At 31.6% G+C, this 18,469-nt stretch carries 15 protein-coding genes; 2 read left to right on the forward strand and 13 right to left on the reverse strand.

The features are described 5' to 3' along the window. Positions 1-116: 116 nt before the first annotated feature. Positions 117-443 (reverse strand): hypothetical protein, encoded by a 327-nt coding sequence (locus tag EAH81_RS26730; RefSeq protein WP_140512034.1) that lies wholly within the window; start codon positions 441-443, stop codon positions 117-119. 405 nt (positions 444-848) lie between these two features. On the opposite strand from EAH81_RS26730, the gene EAH81_RS26735 reads away from it, so the two are divergent. Together EAH81_RS26735 and EAH81_RS26740 are read left to right on the forward strand one after the other, a co-directional pair. Further along, the gene (locus EAH81_RS26735; RefSeq protein ID WP_206669117.1) at positions 849-1,244 is read left to right on the forward strand and encodes a plasmid mobilization protein; all 396 of its coding nucleotides are present in this window, start codon (positions 849-851) and stop codon (positions 1,242-1,244) included. Then, positions 1,229-2,503 (forward strand): relaxase/mobilization nuclease domain-containing protein, encoded by a 1,275-nt coding sequence (locus EAH81_RS26740; RefSeq protein WP_140512035.1) that lies wholly within the window; start codon positions 1,229-1,231, stop codon positions 2,501-2,503. Before EAH81_RS26735 ends, EAH81_RS26740 begins: the two co-directional genes overlap by 16 nt. 117 nt (positions 2,504-2,620) lie before the next feature. Here the strand turns inward: EAH81_RS26740 and EAH81_RS27575 are convergent, their stop codons facing one another. The 12 genes from EAH81_RS27575 to EAH81_RS26795 all read right to left on the reverse strand — a co-directional run bounded on the left by EAH81_RS27575 (position 2,621) and on the right by EAH81_RS26795 (position 17,868). Continuing rightward, positions 2,621-2,773 carry a hypothetical protein gene (locus EAH81_RS27575; protein ID WP_161595864.1) on the reverse strand — a complete coding sequence of 51 codons (153 nt, stop codon included), beginning with the start codon at positions 2,771-2,773 and terminating at the stop codon, positions 2,621-2,623. Next, a complete protein-coding gene (locus EAH81_RS26745) occupies positions 2,763-3,254 on the reverse strand; it encodes a hypothetical protein (RefSeq protein WP_140512036.1) in 492 nt (163 codons plus the stop codon). The genes EAH81_RS27575 and EAH81_RS26745 overlap by 11 nt, the downstream gene beginning before the upstream one ends. Positions 3,255-3,441: 187 nt before the next feature. Beyond that, positions 3,442-3,846 carry a hypothetical protein gene (locus EAH81_RS26750; protein ID WP_140512037.1) on the reverse strand — a complete coding sequence of 135 codons (405 nt, stop codon included), beginning with the start codon at positions 3,844-3,846 and terminating at the stop codon, positions 3,442-3,444. 160 nt (positions 3,847-4,006) lie between these two features. Then, positions 4,007-4,933, reverse strand: a complete 927-nt coding sequence (locus tag EAH81_RS26755) for a phage major capsid protein (RefSeq protein ID WP_140512038.1) — start codon at positions 4,931-4,933, stop codon at positions 4,007-4,009. 647 nt (positions 4,934-5,580) lie between these two features. Further along, positions 5,581-6,462, reverse strand: a complete 882-nt coding sequence (locus EAH81_RS26760; RefSeq protein ID WP_140512039.1) for a leucine-rich repeat domain-containing protein — start codon at positions 6,460-6,462, stop codon at positions 5,581-5,583. 243 nt (positions 6,463-6,705) lie between these two features. Next, on the reverse strand, positions 6,706-7,443 hold the full coding sequence (locus EAH81_RS26765; RefSeq protein ID WP_140512040.1) for a hypothetical protein: 738 nt from the start codon (positions 7,441-7,443) through the stop codon (positions 6,706-6,708). A gap of 318 nt (positions 7,444-7,761) precedes the next feature. Then, a complete protein-coding gene (locus EAH81_RS26770) occupies positions 7,762-8,001 on the reverse strand; it encodes a hypothetical protein (protein WP_140512041.1) in 240 nt (79 codons plus the stop codon). Positions 8,002-8,007: 6 nt separating this feature from the next. Continuing rightward, entirely contained in the window at positions 8,008-8,445 is a 438-nt protein-coding gene (locus EAH81_RS26775) for a DUF4265 domain-containing protein (protein WP_140512042.1), read from the reverse strand. 199 nt (positions 8,446-8,644) lie between these two features. After that, positions 8,645-9,088 (reverse strand): hypothetical protein, encoded by a 444-nt coding sequence (locus tag EAH81_RS26780; protein WP_140512043.1) that lies wholly within the window; start codon positions 9,086-9,088, stop codon positions 8,645-8,647. Further along, complete coding sequence (locus EAH81_RS26785; protein WP_140512044.1) at positions 9,088-12,462, reverse strand: DUF6443 domain-containing protein; 3,375 nt, start codon at positions 12,460-12,462, stop codon at positions 9,088-9,090. The genes EAH81_RS26780 and EAH81_RS26785 overlap by 1 nt, the downstream gene beginning before the upstream one ends. Before the next feature lie 32 nt (positions 12,463-12,494). Continuing rightward, complete coding sequence (locus tag EAH81_RS26790; RefSeq protein WP_140512045.1) at positions 12,495-16,028, reverse strand: DUF5977 domain-containing protein; 3,534 nt, start codon at positions 16,026-16,028, stop codon at positions 12,495-12,497. Positions 16,029-16,194: 166 nt separating this feature from the next. Then, a complete protein-coding gene (locus tag EAH81_RS26795) occupies positions 16,195-17,868 on the reverse strand; it encodes a T9SS type A sorting domain-containing protein (protein WP_140512046.1) in 1,674 nt (557 codons plus the stop codon). Positions 17,869-18,469 lie beyond the last annotated feature (601 nt).

The following is an 18,469-nucleotide window of genomic DNA, read 5'->3' on the forward strand; positions in this document are numbered from 1 at the left end:
GATTTATAGCACTTCCATTGCCTGAATGTCCCATTTTTAACTGCTTTCTTTTTCTCCTTTTTCTTTTGAAAAATTTTTATTGATGGATATAGAATTTATTAATATAGATTAGATATCTAGCTATTTGAAAATGCTTTTAATTTTATTTGCTCCTTAAGTCCTAAAAAATCTTTAGAAAAGTACATCTCAAGAAAGTGTCGACATTCATCCCAATTAACAAATTTTGTTTGTATTTTTTTATCTTGATTTTCTCCGTAAATAAGAAACAAATCTAAATCTTTATGAATCTCAAGAACATACTCCTTATCATTATGTCCGACCCAGAAAGTACCGTGTTCTTTGCTAATTTTAATTATTTCTTCAATTGCAACATTAGTATCTTCAATTGTTGCGTTATCAACCGATTCTCCCCAACCTTTCTCTATCCAAAATTCTGTAGTCATATTTATAATCTTAATTATTTAAATATATAAACTATATCCCAAAGTTTATTAGAAATCAGTTTGATAGATTGTACAAATTTCGTCTACTTACTTTTCTTTCGAAAGAATTTTAAATTGGAATGGGGTGATCAATATCACCGGAATTTACATATAGGAACAAAAAAATAGCATTTCCGCAAATCAAACGAACTCGTATCATGGGCAAAATATGTCCATGTTAGTCTTCTTTCAAATATTCTTTTTAATTTAGTATTTAACTTTTAAAAAGTCTAAAAGATTGCCACGTTCCTGCAATCGGCCAGATGAACGGTTGTCGGACAACCGCCTATCTGGCTGATCTATCCTCGGAACTCGGGATCAGTGACACTGAAAGGAAAAAGAGTTTGATAACAATGAAAATGAAAGATGATGGAAAGAGAAAATTCAAACAGATCACGCAGAATTACACTGCGCCTGACACCACAAGAGTATGCGAAAATTGAGCAACGATACAAAAACAGCACGTGCCGTAAGCTGAGCGATTATGTCCGCAAGCATTTATTTAACAAGCCCATAATAACACATTACAGAAATCAGTCAATGGATGATTCTATTGAAGAAATAGTACTTCTACGCAATGAGCTGAGTACTGTTGGAAACAATGTAAATCAGGTTGTAAAAAAGATGCACACCCTGCAACAAATTCCGGAATTCAAGGAATGGGTTACACGTTACGAATTGGAGAGAATGATTCTTTCCAATAAAATAAATGACATTCAAAATCGTATTTATAAAATTTCGGACAAATGGTTACAATCATAAAAACAAGCCATTCGATCCGCTGTATTTTTAACTATAATGAGAACAAAGTTAAAGAAGGTGTGGCAGAATGTATCGGTGCTGGAAATTACCCTGCTGATGTAGATAAATTAAATGATTTTGCAAAGATCAACCGCTTTACAAAAAGACTTGAATTGAACGAAAATACCAAACGAAACAGTGTACATATATCGCTCAATTTTGATCCGTCAGAAAATCATTCTAAAGAAAAACTGATGGATATTGTAAATACCTATATGGACAAAATAGGTTTTGGAAAACAGCCTTATTTAGTATACCAGCATCACGATGCAGGGCATCCGCACGTGCATGTGGTTTCTGTAAACATTGAAAGATATGGCAAACGGATTGACATGCATCATTTAGGTATACGAAAATCAGAACCCGCAAGAAAAGAAATAGAAGAAACTTTTGGACTGGTAAAAGCGGAAGGACGAAGAATAAAAGAGCAATTTAATTTACAACCCATTTCAATTGGCAAGGCTAATTATGGAAAGATTGAATCAAAGAAAGCTTTAACCAATATTTTAAATCACGTTATAAACCAATATAAGTATTCGAGTCTTCCCGAACTTAATGCAGTGCTGAAACAGTACAATGTTTTAGCCGAGCGTGGCGGTGAGAAGTCAAGAGTGTTTTTAGCAAATGGGTTGGTGTACCGAATACTGGATGAAAAAGGAAATCCAATTGGTGTTCCTATTAAAGCCAGTGATTTTTATTTTAAACCGACTTTGAAATTCTTGGGAGAAAAATTCAAAAAAAATGAAATAAGAAATATGTCTGACAAATTGCGGGTAAAAAATATTATTAATATGGCACTGTTTAATGAACGAGCAATGCCTTTAAGCAAACTGGCAAAACTATTAGAAAAAGATGGTATTCAAACTGTTTTTAGAAGAAGTAGTGAAGGCTTGCTTTATGGTATTACTTATATTGACCTTACCACTAAAAATGTTTTTAATGGCAGTAGTCTGGGAAAAGAGTACAGTGCCAAAGCAATTGAAGAACGTTGCGGAATAAAAATTGTTGTTGAAGGAAAAAGCAATCAGATTTATGAAAAACTTCCATCTACAGAATTATTTATGGATGACCTTCAATTTCAAAAAGATACCTTAACGATTACTGAACTGGTTAAAATTTTGGATTTACTTACTCGTACAGAATACTCTTCAGATTATATACCTAATCAATTGAAAAAGAAAAAAAGCAAGAAAAAGAGAAGAGGGCTTTCTAATAAGTAAAAAATTTCAACATCAAAAATAATTTCAAAGCTTATAAGTTAGTTTCCTTTTGTTTGGAAACTAAGCAATTACTAATCGGAATTCCAAAAAAAGAAGAAAATATCTTTATTAAATAAATTATTTTTTTTCCAGAGGCTCGCCACTTGAATTACCTCCCTTTTCAATTATTGATCTTTGAGAAGAGTCTGTTGAAGGTATATATCTAGTAGAATCTTCTGAACCTCCTTGTGAAGAATTATTGTCATTATCTGCTGGATCATCATAATTCATAGCAACTAAATTTAGTGTAAATCAAATATATAAAGAATATTAACGCTAATGACAATGCACTTGAATAAATTATAATTAGTCCTTTTTTTAAATAATCATTTTGTGTATTCAGAATTTTCTTGTTATCGGTAAAGCAGTCGCGGTTTATACCAACTTCAAAGAGGTATAATTGATCATCTGTCTTTACTAATAGTGAATCAAACTGGTTCATGTCTATTCCATGGGATATTTTTTTTGGCAGTAGAGCTTTTATTAAAAAGAACAGGCCAATCAAGTTCAATAAGATTGGGATAAAGAAAACAATTATCCAAATTACTGATCCTTCAAATTTATCAAAGAGAGAAAATGATAAGGGAATAAATAATGCAGAAATCGAAATAAAAGTCCCCGCTTTGCTGTTATTTGTTTCAACTGAATTAATTTGATCATTAAGTAATTCTCGTGATTTTAGCGCTAATATTTCCGAATTTTTATTTTCCATGGTTGAATTAATAAATTAATTATTCTTTGTTTACTGCAAAACAATCTTTTACCGAAAACTATTGATATTCCAATTACTCAATTGAATTCCAACAGTGATGAAGCACAAAAATTTGTGTTTAATTACAGAAAAAAAGGAGATATTTTAGTAGCAAATATTAATGCAACTAGTCCAATTTATTATTAAATTAAACTAAGAAATAATCGTCTGTTTCTTTAAAATACTMTTTTATTACTAATTTAAATGGAGCATCTTTTAGACGAATCCTACAACTTTCAGATATCCATTGATAATATTGGATAACAATCTCTTCATCTATTTCATTTGACGGAAAGTAAATGTATTTTTTTAATGTTGGGTAAAACAATATAAATTGTTCTGTTCTATTCAATTGAGCACTTTCTTTTACTTCCGGTAAATCAGCCTTAATTTCAATATAAACTCTATAATATTTTTTTCCAAATCTAATTACAGTTTCATTAAAAATAGCTATTTCGGAGATGAAACTATGGCAATTTTCTATAAACGAAATTTTTTCCTCTAGCCATTTTACAGTTTGTCTAATCTCATCATTTTTAAATTTATTATCCATTTATGTTTATATATTAATACCAGTATTTAAGAAATGGGCGATAAATGTTTTAACTAGTTAAGCGTTTTAATATAATTAGCATTACTAATATTTATATATACTATTTACGAGGATAATTCTATAAAAAACATAAATCATGTTAAATATTAAGCTAATAATTTTACATTCCCAAATATGCTTTTATACCTTCAGCTAGCAAAGTTCCAGCTGTTCCAATGCCAACTTGCCAAGTTCCATCCAATGTTTTTCCAAGCATTTTTTGAATCCATTTATTAGTTTTATCTCCAAATGTTCCATTTTCATAATTAGGTTTATCTTCATCAATAATTTCAATTAACTCATTTGCATCAATTTCTGATATTCCAATTTCGTTTAAATGATTTTTCAACTCATCTAAACCACCCTTACTAATATTTATTTTAGCATTTATTTTAGCATTCGTACCAGTGCTTAAAATATTGCCGTCTCCAGTATTGTTTATGATTGTTTGGTTCATTATTTTAGAGATTTCTTTTGATTTTTCAGATAAATCTTTTATTTCGGTTAAGTTTCCATACTCAGAATCTATTTCAAGCATAAAATCAAGTAATTTATTTCTGACTTGGACAAGTATTTCCTTAACAGCAGTTGTTGGAATAATTTTTCTCGCATTTATCAACCTCAAATAAGGATTTCCCATTTGAATCCAATTCTCTTCTATCATTCCAATAATTTCAGCTGGAAATGGATACATTAAAGTTGAAGATTTAGAATCACTTGTCAAAGATTCTAATGCTAGAATACTAATAGTAAAATTAGTTTGTGATAAAGATGATTTAAATGTCTCTTCCATACCAACTATTGGAACAGCTTGATTTGAATATTTCATATTTCCAACAATATAATCTCCTTTTATATGGCAACTTATATTTTTTCTATAAGAAGGAAGTTCTTTTTCAGAATTATAACCATTACTTTCCTTGCTTACCCATTCTGATAAATCTTTATTTTTAATTCTTGAAGCTAGAACTTTTGTTTTTAATAATGCACTATTTAAAGATTTATCATTATCAACTAGATCATTTATTATATCACTTATTAATTTCATATTATTTTTTTTAAGATATAATATTATGTAAACTACTATATCGTCTTCAGATGGTTTTGCTTAGAAGTTAGGCTAGAATTACTTAATTGACCAAGTTTTAAGTTCTCGCTAATATATAAATATTTTTACTACAAAAAACATACTCGCCTCACTAACTAGTGCACTAAAAAAATGAAAAACTAAAAATTCCAACTCATATTAGATAGTTTTTACTATATCGCAAATTCAGGAGACATTTGAGGAAATAATTGCCCCAATATACAAAAACAAGATACCACGCCTAAAATGATAATTCAAAATAAAGCCACTTCATTAGAAGTGGCTTATTAAAAACTCTTTGAAATATTGATTACAAATAACTATTTAAAATCTGTTTCATTTATTTTTTCATTGTAAAATAATTCAATAATTTTTGCTGACTGGGAATCAGCATTTGAACCAAACCTCATTGTTGTAAAATAAGTTAATTCTTTAAATTTGCTATAATCTCCATATATGACAGTAGAAAATGAATTTGCTTCACCGTCTTTAACCGTTTCAGATTTAGCTAATAAGGCGTTCGTTGTGTTTTATAATAATGACAGGTAACGCAGTTAATACGTAGAGAGCCAAATCCGTTGTAATTGCTATTGACAGTAGTTTTTTCGTTAGTATATAAAAGTTGTCTTTGGCATTTTGGTCTCAAAATCCAAAATTATTTTTTTATCAATTTTATTATCAGCTAATGTAATTGATTTTAGTCGCCTCATTTTAAGTAAATTATTAGGAAGATTAGTTAATTCATTTTCGTATAAATTTAACTCTTCTAAATTATCAAGCAATGAAATTTCATTTGGAAGTACTTTCATATGGTTAACACTAAAATGAATAGTTTTAAGTTTTTTACATTTCGAAAGCTCTAAAATAATACTTTTAGCATCAATTTTATCTTGTCTAATATATCCAAATGTCTCTAAATTAGAAAGTTTATCAAATTCTATATTTAAATTTTTAATTTGATTATTACCTAAATTTAGTTGTCTAAGATTTTTAAATCGATGAATCTTTGATAAGTTGGTTGAAAAATCAAATTCAAACATACTAGTCAAGTCAAGTTCTTCGATGTTTACATTATTTTCATAAAATGCTTCTGGAAAAGTTTTAATGTCATTCCACCAAATATCTAATTTTTTAAGGTTTTTAAGTTTAGTGATTTCATTTGGGAATGTTTTAAAATTATTCATCCCAATATTTAAAATTTGAAGGTTTTGTAATTTTTCTAAATGATTAAGTTCTGTTAAGTAATTTAGAGAAAGATTTAATTCTTGAAGATTATGTAGTTTGAATATTGTTTGGGGTATTGCATTTAGATTGTTTTCTGATAAATCAACACGATAAACCAATTCTAGATTTCTTGGTAAACTATCTAAATTTTTATATACTTTTTCATTCTGTAATTCACTTAACGGCATTATTTTTTCTTCTTGATTTTTGTTACAAGAAGAAAGCATAATTAAAAATAAAAATATTATCGTTATGTGATTTTTCATAAAATTAATACCAACGGGTTTTGGAACTATTAAGCCATGTTTTCAGATTTGCCAAATCCTCCCAAATAAAAAACTAGCTTCCAGTTAAGCCTATTGCCCAAATCTGTTGTAGCATCTATGTTACCAGCGGGTTTGGGACTAAATTAAGCCCATTATTCGGATTTGCCAAATCATCCCAAATACAAAACCATTTTCCCATTATGCCAATTGCCCAAATCCGTTGTAGTATCTGTCATAGGCGGTTTATGCTAAACCATGAGGTGAAAAATAATATATTTCTCCAGTTTCTAAATTCATTTCAAGTGCAAAATAATATTCACCACCATCGTTTACTTCCAAAATAGAGCTTTCCCATGTATCTTGATGACTACTTTTTTTAGATATTCCATTTATCCAAACTTCTTTTTCATTTTTAGCATTAGTTACAAAAATACATTGCTTAAAATAATCAGATTGTAATTTATGTTTTCTGAATTTAGTTTTGTTTAAATCTATTTGATTCTGAATTATCAACTGGAGTTTATAAAAGTCCTTAGATGATATTTTTGTGGCTTTAACAGGATGATTAAAATAGTTTTTAAAGGAATCATTATAACTAAAGACCGTAAAATCTTCTGGAATATCAAATTGGTAATTGTTTTTTATAGATGTGTTATTAGTCAATACTTTCATTTTAGCATTAAATGATAATAATTGAATTTGATTTCCAATAAAAATTAGTTTTGTTGATACCTCTTTACTAATAAGATTTATAGTGTCATTTTGTATTTTATACTTTCCAGTAATTGATCTATTTGTTCCAATTTCTTTATTGTTTGGAACACTGGAATAATTAAAAGACGAATCTTTTTTTAATAATAAAGTTTCCTTGCTTCCAAAGAACTTATCCTGAGATACATTTTGAGCTACGAGATAGTTTTCTTCTCGAGTACAATTACTAAAAAGTGGGGAAATTAACGCTAAATATATTAGTTTTCTCATGTCGTCAACATTTTGGTTAAATCGTCTATAACGTTCTGGCGCTTGGCGAGGTGGGGATTAAAGATGCGAGATTTTTCGGTTAAACACAAATTTTCCAATTACAAAATCAACTTTAAATTCAGCCTAAAACCCCAATCCCGCCAAACGGCTGTTAGCGGATGCCAGAATATGCGGTTTAATTGAGAATTCTAATTATTATCCAAAACACCATAAAAATCGCTCCAATTATTAAAATTCGATTTCCTTGTTTCTGTCATCTGTAGAATAGCTATGTTAAAACACCGTTAACTTTGTCTCCATGTTTTGTTAGCATATCCATTACCACTTTGAATCTACAGTTGATCCAGATTGTAATTGTTCATAGACATATCTAAATATTGATTCGTTATCCTTAATAGAAATAAATCCCCCTGCAATAATCAATTCATATCCTAACTTTTCAGTTAATCCTATAGAATAAGAAAACTCTGGATTTTGACCACCATTCACTAGTGCAAGATGGTAATCATTCTTGTTTATGTTATTTTTTATAATCTCTAAAAATTCACTTCTAGTCATTTCCTCTCAGATTTTGTGCGCCATACAAGCCTCTTTATAATCCAACTTTTTATTTTCTAATTCCTTACTTAAAAAACTCTTAACTGGTAGATAACTAATTTCTTTAGGAACATTTACAGAGATATAACCTTTTAAATTACTTCCTTCCCAGCCACAATCGAAACTTTCAATTTTCTTTATTGTTTCTTCAATATCATTTTCATTGTAGATTATGATTTGTAGAGTACTATTGCCTGATTCTTCTACAATATCATCAAAAAACAATTCACCATTGTCATCTTCAACACTGATTATATCATCATAAGCAATATTTGGCGCAAAAAAAGGAATATTTTTAATTCTATAACCATTTCCTTCTTTTGCTGCCCAAACGCTCTCAACATCTAAATTACCTTCTAAATCATAGTAATCAAACATTACCTTATCATTTATTTCTTCTTTCATTATCCTTTTTTTAAGTATACTCTACACAACACTTGTCAATTATATGTGACTTTACACCAAATTTTTTTCTGATCAAATGATTTTTGATTGGAAAAACTATACTCTCATGATGAATCCGGAAATAAAAAGTGGCTCCTTTAAATTACTAAAAAGCAAAAAGGATTTGCAATTGCACATCCTTTTTTAGCTATATTATATACTATTCAAAATATTCTACATCCGATACACCATCGAATTTTTGTTTGATAACTTCTAAAACTTTAGAATCGGAACTTGTGAACTCCCAAAAAGAAGAATCTATCAATTCTATTACATATCTACAATTTTTGTACATATTCTCATCCGTGTGGTACCTTATTAACTTTTCATTTTCTACATCTGCTACCAAAGTCAGTTCTATAATTTGATCCGTTGAATCAGACAATTTAATCAATTCCTCGAATTCAAATTGAATACCATCATTTGAGTCATTAATCTTAGCTTCAAAGTCCAAAATTGATTCCTGGTATGTCCCTATTGCTTCAATCCACAGTAAATTCCATTTATAAATTGATGGATTACCAATACATTCCAGTATATCTTTTAGTTTTATTGTCAGAATAGTTTCATCTGATTTTCCTGAAATCCTAATCTTCTTTATCATTATTCTATCTTTGTTGGTAATTTTGACCTTTGAGGTGTTCCTCCTGTTTTACTTGGTTCCCACGTATGTTGATGAGGATTATCAGGATGAGTGTCTGGTCTTCCATGATCTGTATGATCTATATCTTTTACAGGATTCCCCTTTTCATCAAATTCTCTTCCTTGCGTATACTTACCTTTCCTTCCTTGTTTTGTTCCTAATTGAGTGTGTTTCTTTCCTTCAGCTTCACTATCTACTTTTGGCTCACCATTTTTCTGTTTTCTTAAAGGCTCATCTGGAGCGTACGGTTTATCGTTTGCTTTTTCCTTTTCGTCTGCTTTTGGTTTAGCCTTATCTATAGCACCTTCCATAGCATTCTTAGGAATCAAATCAGTCTTTACATCAGACCCCCCTGCAACAGTCTCCCAAAGTTCACCAAAGAAATTCCCAACTGTTTCCCACATACTAACTCGAGGTACAGCTTCCACGGTCATTCCTTCTAATGCAACGGTAAAATCAGCCCCTGCTGTTTCGGCAGCTAAAGTCTCTGGTGCGAATTCTACTTCTAAAGCTAGAGTAGCAGTAATCGGTTCTAATCCTTCTAATTCACGACTATCAATAACTCTATTTCCACTAAAAACATAAGGTGCCCAATCTCGATACTTTTCTGTTAAAGGATCTACACTCATAAACCTACCAATTGCAGGATCATAGTTTCTCCACTTAAAACTGTCCCAGCCTAGTCCCAGCTCGTCTTGGCGCTCTTGTCCTTGGAACTTATATTTATTATTGCTTGGTGGCAAACTAATGTAGCTAATAACATGTTCTAAACCAAAAGGATAATAATTATTTTCGTCAATAATTTCAAGAACATTACTACTATTTTTAGTATAATTTGCTCGCACATTTCCTAAATGATCCTTGTATTGAAATACATACGAAAGATTCCCACTTGTATTTTTAACATACCCCTCTGCAGTTGGAAAAAACTCTAAAATAGTGCCTTTGTACTGAAATCCTCCTAAATAATCTGTAGTTACTGTAGGTTTACCAGTTTCAATTACAATTTTTTGTAATTTTTGCCCTGCTGCGTTGTAAATATACTCAATGTTGCCTTTTGTTCCAAACGTAATTTTCCGAGGTAAATTAAGATGATTATAACTAATAGCTGTAATACCTTTATTGTCATCTTTTATCAAGTTTCCGTTTAAGTCATAATTGTAGTCATCAGCAGTATCATTAGTACCATTGCTATCATCCATAAATCCTGCAGTTATATTGGTAGCATCAGTTACTTTCATGAGCTGATTAGAGTCTGTCTTGTAGAAATACCCTAAATTATCCAAATCTCCAACATAAGGACTAAGCGATGTACCAGTTCTATACTTACGCTGTAACTTGATAATATTTCCGTTCTTATCATAATCCATACTCTCACCAAAATAATTTTGGTTATCCGCTAATAACGGAGCTTGGTAAGAAGCATTTGTCAAACGGTTCAATTTATCATACTGATATCCATAACCCCGACTGATATTTGGTGCGTCAAGACCTGAACTCCAAAAAGTTTCAGCAATGTTTCCATTATAAAGCGCCTTTGCGAAATTCGCATCTCCTTCTACTTTATTATAATTGATTTTAAAAGCAAATAAATCTCTTGGATCTGACCCTTGTTGCAAATTGGCTGTTTTATTAATCTCTGTGAGCCAGCCTCTAATATTGTAATTATAATCTATTTTTTGTAATCCTACGGCTCCGGTTACATCATTACCCCCCACTGTTTTACTTGTCAATTGCCCTAAATTGTCGTACTTATTGCCTGCCATAAGTTCTGTTGCAGCTAAAGTTGCTATTTTATGGGTATGGGTCTGTAAACGGTCCTGAGGGGTATAGGTAAATTCTTCTCTTATCGTCGTATCTGCAATTCCTGAAGTACGTTTATGTTTTGTAACGGTATAAATTGTTTTTCCTGTAAAATCAAGATTAGTACTAGTGATGGTAGAACCTCCCAAATAATTCAAACTATAGGTTTGTATGGGTCTTGCATATTCATCATAAAATATGGTATTGGTGTCACCTAACGTAGCTGTTGGTATTGTTARRGTTCTTATCCAGCTTCCAGTAGGCAAGGTTTTTACATTTGTCAGAACCGTTTGTGATTCTATAGTCGAGGGCGAGACTTGCGCTCCAGAAAAACCATAGCTGTCATAATAATTTTTAGTAAGTATATCATTAGTTACCAAACCAAAAGGATTAGTACCTCCATTAATATTTCCTTGCCATGTGCTACGAGTAGACTCCGAAACACTTAGAGTTTTCCAACCGGTTTGTGTTATTCTTCCAAAAACATCGTACTCAGTAATCAGCATACCAATGGTCCCGTCTCCCCAAGGTGAAAAAGCGGGTCCGGTTGCCACGGGTCTGTCTAATTTGTCATAAACAATAAACTCCCATTGCTTACCGGGTAGTTTTTTGGCGACCAATCGGTTTCGATCATCGTATTTATATTGGTAACACAATCCATTTAAAACATTAGCACTAATAGTACCGCCAGCCAATGGAGGAATCACATAGGTTAGGTTTCCATACATATCATAAACATAATAAGTATCATGGTTAACTGTTGCATCATAGGTTCTTTTAAGAACTACCTGTCCTTCTTTATTTTTAAATTCTACGGTTGAACCTGATTTTTCAGTTGGGCTAACACCGGAATTCTCATCAAAAGTTACCATTTTGTACAATTCATATTGAGCATAAGTCGTCCCCACGTCTGAAAAAGTAATATCATACGAAAGGTTAGTTGCGTTCCAACTTGTAGTAGCTTTATATAATCTTACTGCGTCGGCGGTAGTGTTAATCTTGTAATCCTGTTTTATAGTATTTTTTTTAGTATTGGCCAGCGCCCAATCATTTCCCGGTGCCGCTTGTTCTAATACACGATTTAGCGGAGAGGCTTCAAATCTCTTTTCAGAATATGGATTTGTTGTGTTTTCGTATTTAGTGGTATTGTAAACTCCACTTAATGTAGTTAATGATGAAGCCATTGCAATTCTTGCATAACTTGTCGTACTATTAGTTGAGGGATATGGCAGATACTCTTTTACTTGTCTGCCAAAACTATCATATTCAATTGGCGTAATAATATCTATATCAGTAGTCCCTCCATTGGTGTCTCCCTGATTTATTGCCGTGGTTTGAACCGGGCGGCCGAGTCCATCAAAATAAGTCACACTTTGAGTGATATCATCTTTTGTCAGCGTACTGAAATTAAACGACTGCACTTTCTTCTTGGGAGCAGCTTTGTAAATAAAATTATCGTCGCTGAAAGTCTGAGCATTGATACCCGGAATTGCAAGTAACAACAAAACTATAATTGATATATATTTTTTCATTAAGTTCTCTTTTATATTTTTAATTATTGCAGTTACTGAACAGGTCCGGAAAGATCTACACTTTCACTGCCTTCGGCCGCGCTTAATGTAAATGTCTCAAAACCTGAAACCTGACCAGCTGCCAAAACAATGCTTTTTCTTAATGTCAAAGGTTTATTAGCTTTGCTTTCATAGTTAATTACAAAATTAAAAGTAGCATCAGGATGGCTTGCTACTGAACAATACACTCTTATAGTCATACTATTTGATGCAGCAGAAAAAGTATAATCATAGGTGTAAACTAATGTCTGTGGGCAAACTCCGGTAGCATTGGCGTAAGCCAGTCCATCAGTATTAAATTTATCCTGCCCATGAGCATCTGCATCTGCTTGAGATATAACCGATGTTACAGCCCCAGCAGCCTGGCTATAAGTAACGGTTGACCCAGTTACTCCCCCAGTACAATTGCTTCTCGTAAAAGGACCACTTCTTGCTATGCTTTTATACAAAATTATACTTGTCGATGTATTATTTGAACAGTCAACTTGCTGTCCTTTATAATTGTAACAATATTTTTGAAGTACATACAAATCTTTATCTTTGACAAATTTTAGTCGATTAGAAGCATCATATTCATAATAGGTAGCTATTCCTTTAGCATCTGTTACACTTGTAATACCTATTAAAGGATTATAAGTATATGTGGTTAAAAAAGCAGTTGCTGAAAGTGAGTTTCTAAAAATTTTTAATGCATCTCTAAGTTGTTGTTCTCCACAATCTGACGATAGGCAGTTATCATTATCAGCATTTGACAGTGTCTGTAAATTTGTGATAGTCGTTGCCGGAATAGAAGAATACAGCATATTTTCAATTTTAGCTATAGGTTGTGTTTTATTATATCCCCAAATTATAGACACAGGAACTCCTTCTTCAGGAGTATATTGTAATACATTCCCTTTATCATCATACTTGTCGAAAGTGATTTTTTTATCTGCTAAAGCAACACCATTTACCCCTTTATTTGCATAAATATACTTTCTGGCTAATAAATTACTTGTAGAAGTATCATATCCATATTGTGTTTTTTGCTCAGACATTTTTTCTGATCCTCTAAATTCTTGCGTTTTTAATGGAATACCTGTAATATTTTTATTAGCAAAAATATTAATATTAGGTTCACTCGCCATTTGAGAATCTGTAGGGTAAAAATACTTTGTCTCTAACGTTTCTCCTGTGCTATTCAATAATGTTTTGGATATTAAATTATTAGTCACTGAATTGTAAACGTTATTTTCAGTAGTACTTAATGAGCTAGTATTGACGTACGTTTTAGTTACTTTTTGACTCAGGTAATCATTATAAAAATAAATTTTATTTGCCTGAAGCAATAATCCCGTTCCATGAATACTTACGCTATAGCTATTAAAACGGTTTACATCATCATTATAGGAAAAAAGTTCTTCGCTAAGTAAGTTATTTGAATTATCGAATATTTTTTTAGAAATTATTTTGCCTCTTTCAATACTTCTGTCATCRAAAAATATACCCACAAAATTTTCATATAATCTTGCTGGTGTAACAAAAGCAGGGTCATATTTTCCTGTAGCCTTAGTATTATTATTGCTTATATCAGGTGTCGATTCATAATCTTTAAACTTACTCAAWRYATATCCATTTGTACTGGTTACTTCTGCAACTTCASCATAACTTATCATTGTGTTCTCTGTAATCGCCTTACCAAACGAGGTTGATGAAACAAGAGCTTGTTCACTTATAAGACCTTTTCCATTGTCAATCTTATAATAGGTGCCATATCTTGGCCATTGCAACAATATACCACTTGACAAAGTGTTTGYMGGAGTTGCAGGAGAATAATTTTTTATATATTTAAATTCTCTTATATTACTRYTATTTACYCCGTCAAAGTCTGTAATTTTCCATATTCTTGCTCCTCCGGCAGTACCATTGACCGTTATTAATGCAGGATTAAAATCGTTAGAACTGGTTCTTTCAAGTCGCTTGCTGTATACATGAGGTTGATACTCAAATTTTGTGTTTCCTCCCGTAGGATAAGTCACCTTACTCAATAAACCTTGTTTTGCTTTACTAAATACCGGTTCTCTGACATTGGTAGTRTAAGTAAAATCTCCGTTTGCATTATAGGTCATATTAGGTATAAAAGTATATTGCCCATTTTGTCCATCCAGACCATTCCAAAATCCCCAATAATCAATTCCCTTTGTGTTGGGATCAGGAAGATTATCTGTTATATCATATTCAAAACTRTARGGYKTTTTTCCTAATTCWGTTACTGTACTMAGRAACATTCTATTATTTGTTCCGCCCAGATATTGGTAAACAAAGTCAATATTATTAATAATATTATTKTTTTTATCCGTAAGATTTATATTATTTAATTTTATATCTTTGAATTCAAAATTTGATAAAAGATTTTTATTAAACAAATAGTCTTGCTCACYATAATTAAAATTAATAATAAAATCATCCCCTTCAATCTTCTCAAGAATAGCTTTCTTCTGTAATTCGAATGAATTTATAGGACCAACTCCTGACGACTGTTCAAATGCACCTACACAGCACATTTGATTAAAAGAAAACACTCTGCTTTCATTAGTATAGCCATTTAAAGCTATAAAGGATTTATTATCTTGTAGAGCGGCTAAACTGGCTCCAATACAGTAATTCCCTATCAATGTGTCCTTACGATAAGTAAAATTTATCTCGGAATTATTGTCTGCATAAATTATTTTTGTTAAAAACCATGAAGTTATGACAGGCCTTGGACTACCATTAATTTTGCCAGTATACTGGCTTCCTAAAAAAATTGTATATTCCAGATTATTTAATGTTCCGCCAAAAAAATATTGATTCCCTAGATTGTCCGTTATTTTAATTTCTGATTCTTTTGGATAACATGTATTTATAAATTCTTGCATCGCAAATTTTGTTAAATCAACTTTTAAAGAATTAGGSGCATTGGTCACAACTTTTACTTGTCCATCGTTACCCATAAAAAATTTGCCAGATATTCCATTAAAATTAAAACTAAAAATATCAGGAGCCGGCTCATAAGCATCCTGAGTGTTTTGAGCTCCTAAAAACCAAGCAGACGTATTATCTACGATATAACCTGTTGAAGCTTCAAAATTATAAACATCATCTATTGGATAGGTGTTTTTTTTTGTTCCCACAATAAAGCCATTCGAACCATAAAGAGTAAAAGAATCCATTGGTGTACCATAATTATCGTCCGGAGTATCTCTAACCTCTCTGGTTATAACACCGCCCACATTTAAAAACCAATTCAACCCCACTAAACCAGATCTTTTAGCAGGAAGAAATCCAGAAGAATTATACCCAATACTAACATTAATAGGATTTTGATTTTTTTGAGAAACAGAAACTAAAGGAATTTGCAAATCAACAGCACCMGTGTATAATTGAGCGGCTGTATTRCCRTATTTTACAAAATCTGTTACACCGGGTGTTTTTGCGTTAAGTTGGTAATATGTATTACCTCCATTTACACGTCCTTTCATCTCCTGCCCYAGTAATCCTAATGGCATTAAAAGAAAAAAAAGAAAGATTTTTATCCTTACTAAAAATAAGATTTTTGTATTTATATTGATCATCATTAAATTATAATTTATTTAAAATTGGAGTAGCTAATTGCTTTCATTTTTTATAAAAACTTATATCTATTACATTATAAAAAAAGCAGTTATTATATCTTTATTTACTTGTTATCCTTTTTATCACCTTTACAGATTCGGTTTTTACATCTGTTTTTATTTTTATAATGTAAATCCCTTCTGCATATGCACTTAAATCAACTGGCACTGTTCTGCTTGATATACTAAAGTTTTGTAGTATTCTACCGGTCATATCAACTACACTAGCTGTCCCTGAGGTAAAATCGTAACCAATAATGACATTGGTATAAGTCGATACCGGATTGGGAATAGCTTCTATACTTGCTTTAACTTTTTCGATTTTTGTTTTGTCTTTTAATTTCACAACCCAAAAATCACTACTGCCAATATTTGAATTTTTATCTTTTGAAGCGCCTGAGTTAGAGGTTCCCGCCATTAAATATCCTCCATCACGGGTCTCAATTAATTCCCTAAGAATATCTTCACCTGCACTTCCAACAGTTTTCTYCCACAATTCCTCCCCTTTTTCATCAATCTTTAAGGCGATATAATCATTAATCCCGTCTTTTTCCTTGACTACCTTATTGGTTAATTTTCCAACAATTCCCTCTCTTGGAGCCCTGATTTCGCTTTGAGCATATCCGCCAATCAGATACGTATGATCCTCTTTGTTTTCTACCAAAGAAGTCAAAATATCTGTTTTTCCAAAATCATAAGTTTTACTCCACACGACTCCTCCTTCTTCATCTATTTTTAAAACCCAATAATCAGTACCGTTTCCAACAATTCCTCCTAATGAAGTAAGTGGATTTTTGCTATTAGAAATAGCTCCGATAATATATCCTCCATCAGTTGTCTGATGAATCACAGAAACCTGATCATCACCTTCGGCTCCATAGGAATTTTGCCATAATATCTCACCAACATCATTTATTTTTATCACCCACACATCGCCAATTCCTTTATTACTATCTGTTTTTTCTCCAGATTGAGAAGAATTTGAATATCCTGCCAGAATAAAACCATTGTCCGTGGTTTGCTCCATACTTTTGAGTAAGTCTGCATATTGACCTCCATATGTTTTTTGCCACTGTATAACACCTTGTTTATCCAGTTTTACAACCCAGTAATCCATGTTTCCCCTACTTTTTTCGGATTTACTATACAAATCTGCTTTGGTAGTTGTTATTGATTTTGCATCAGGTTTTGTATCAGAAATAGACAATGGACTAGAACTTGAAGAGCCTCCTAGTATATAACCTCCGTCTCTGGTCTGAAAAGCGCATAACAACTCATCTGAACTATTGCCTCCAATGGTTCTTTGCCATTGTTCGTCGCCTGAGGCATTTAATTTTATAACCCAAAAATCTGTAAGCCCTTTGCAGTCTTCCTCTTTTTGAAAACCTGCTCCTGAACTTGAGGTTCCTGCCAGAATAAACCCTCCATCATTTGTGTTTTTGATGCTTTGAAGTAAGTCAAATCCACTTCCTCCAAAACTTTTCTGCCAGTCAAGCTCTCCTTTTTCAGTCATTTTCCATACCCAATAATCAAGATCTCCATGATTATCGTCTGATTTATTTCCTGTTTTATTTGATGCAGAGCTTCCTGCCAAAATAAAACCGTAGTCGGCTGTAGGTTGGGCATCAAACAAATAATCAGCGTGTTGCCCTCCATATGATTTTTCCCAAAGAATATCCTGAGAATAAGTAAGTAATGGCAATAAAAGTGGTAGTAGTAAGTAAAGTTTTTTCATACACAATTTTCGTTCTGGAATTTATCTTGCGCGCAAATCTAAATGATCAATTCCTTAAAACTTTACGGGTTTCCACATTCTGAAAAAACTTTTCTTAATAACTGGAAAAAAGCGTGCAAAAATGCGCTTTGGAGGTTTCCTAAAAGTTATCAATTTTATTTATTTTTTTAATCAATCATAAAAATCGTTCAAAAAATGTCTTATCAGAATCGCTAAGACAAACCTTCAAAGAAATCTAAAGCTTTTTTGTTTTTCTTATCAAGGTCCAAAACAAAATAATCATTGGACTTAATTACTTTTACTAATTCAGAGAATCATTCATAAAAAGTAAGTAAATTTTTATAAAATTTATATTTTACAGCAACATAAAAAAAGGAATAAAATCAGAAACATTTTCCTTTTCTTTGAACTAAGCAAAAATTTTTAAAATTATCCAAAGGAAAGTGTTGATTTTGCTGAATTTCATTCCTTTAATATAGCAGTCGATCATTCCATTTTAACTAAAAATATGACAAAAAAAATACTTCTTATTGTATTATTATTCCTCTCATTTAATTCTTTTGCACAAGGAGAAGCTAACATTTGGTACTTTGGTTATATG

Origin of the sequence: Flavobacterium pectinovorum, from assembly GCF_006438875.1 — a bacterium.
Classification (GTDB): Bacteria; Bacteroidota; Bacteroidia; order Flavobacteriales; family Flavobacteriaceae; genus Flavobacterium; species Flavobacterium pectinovorum_A.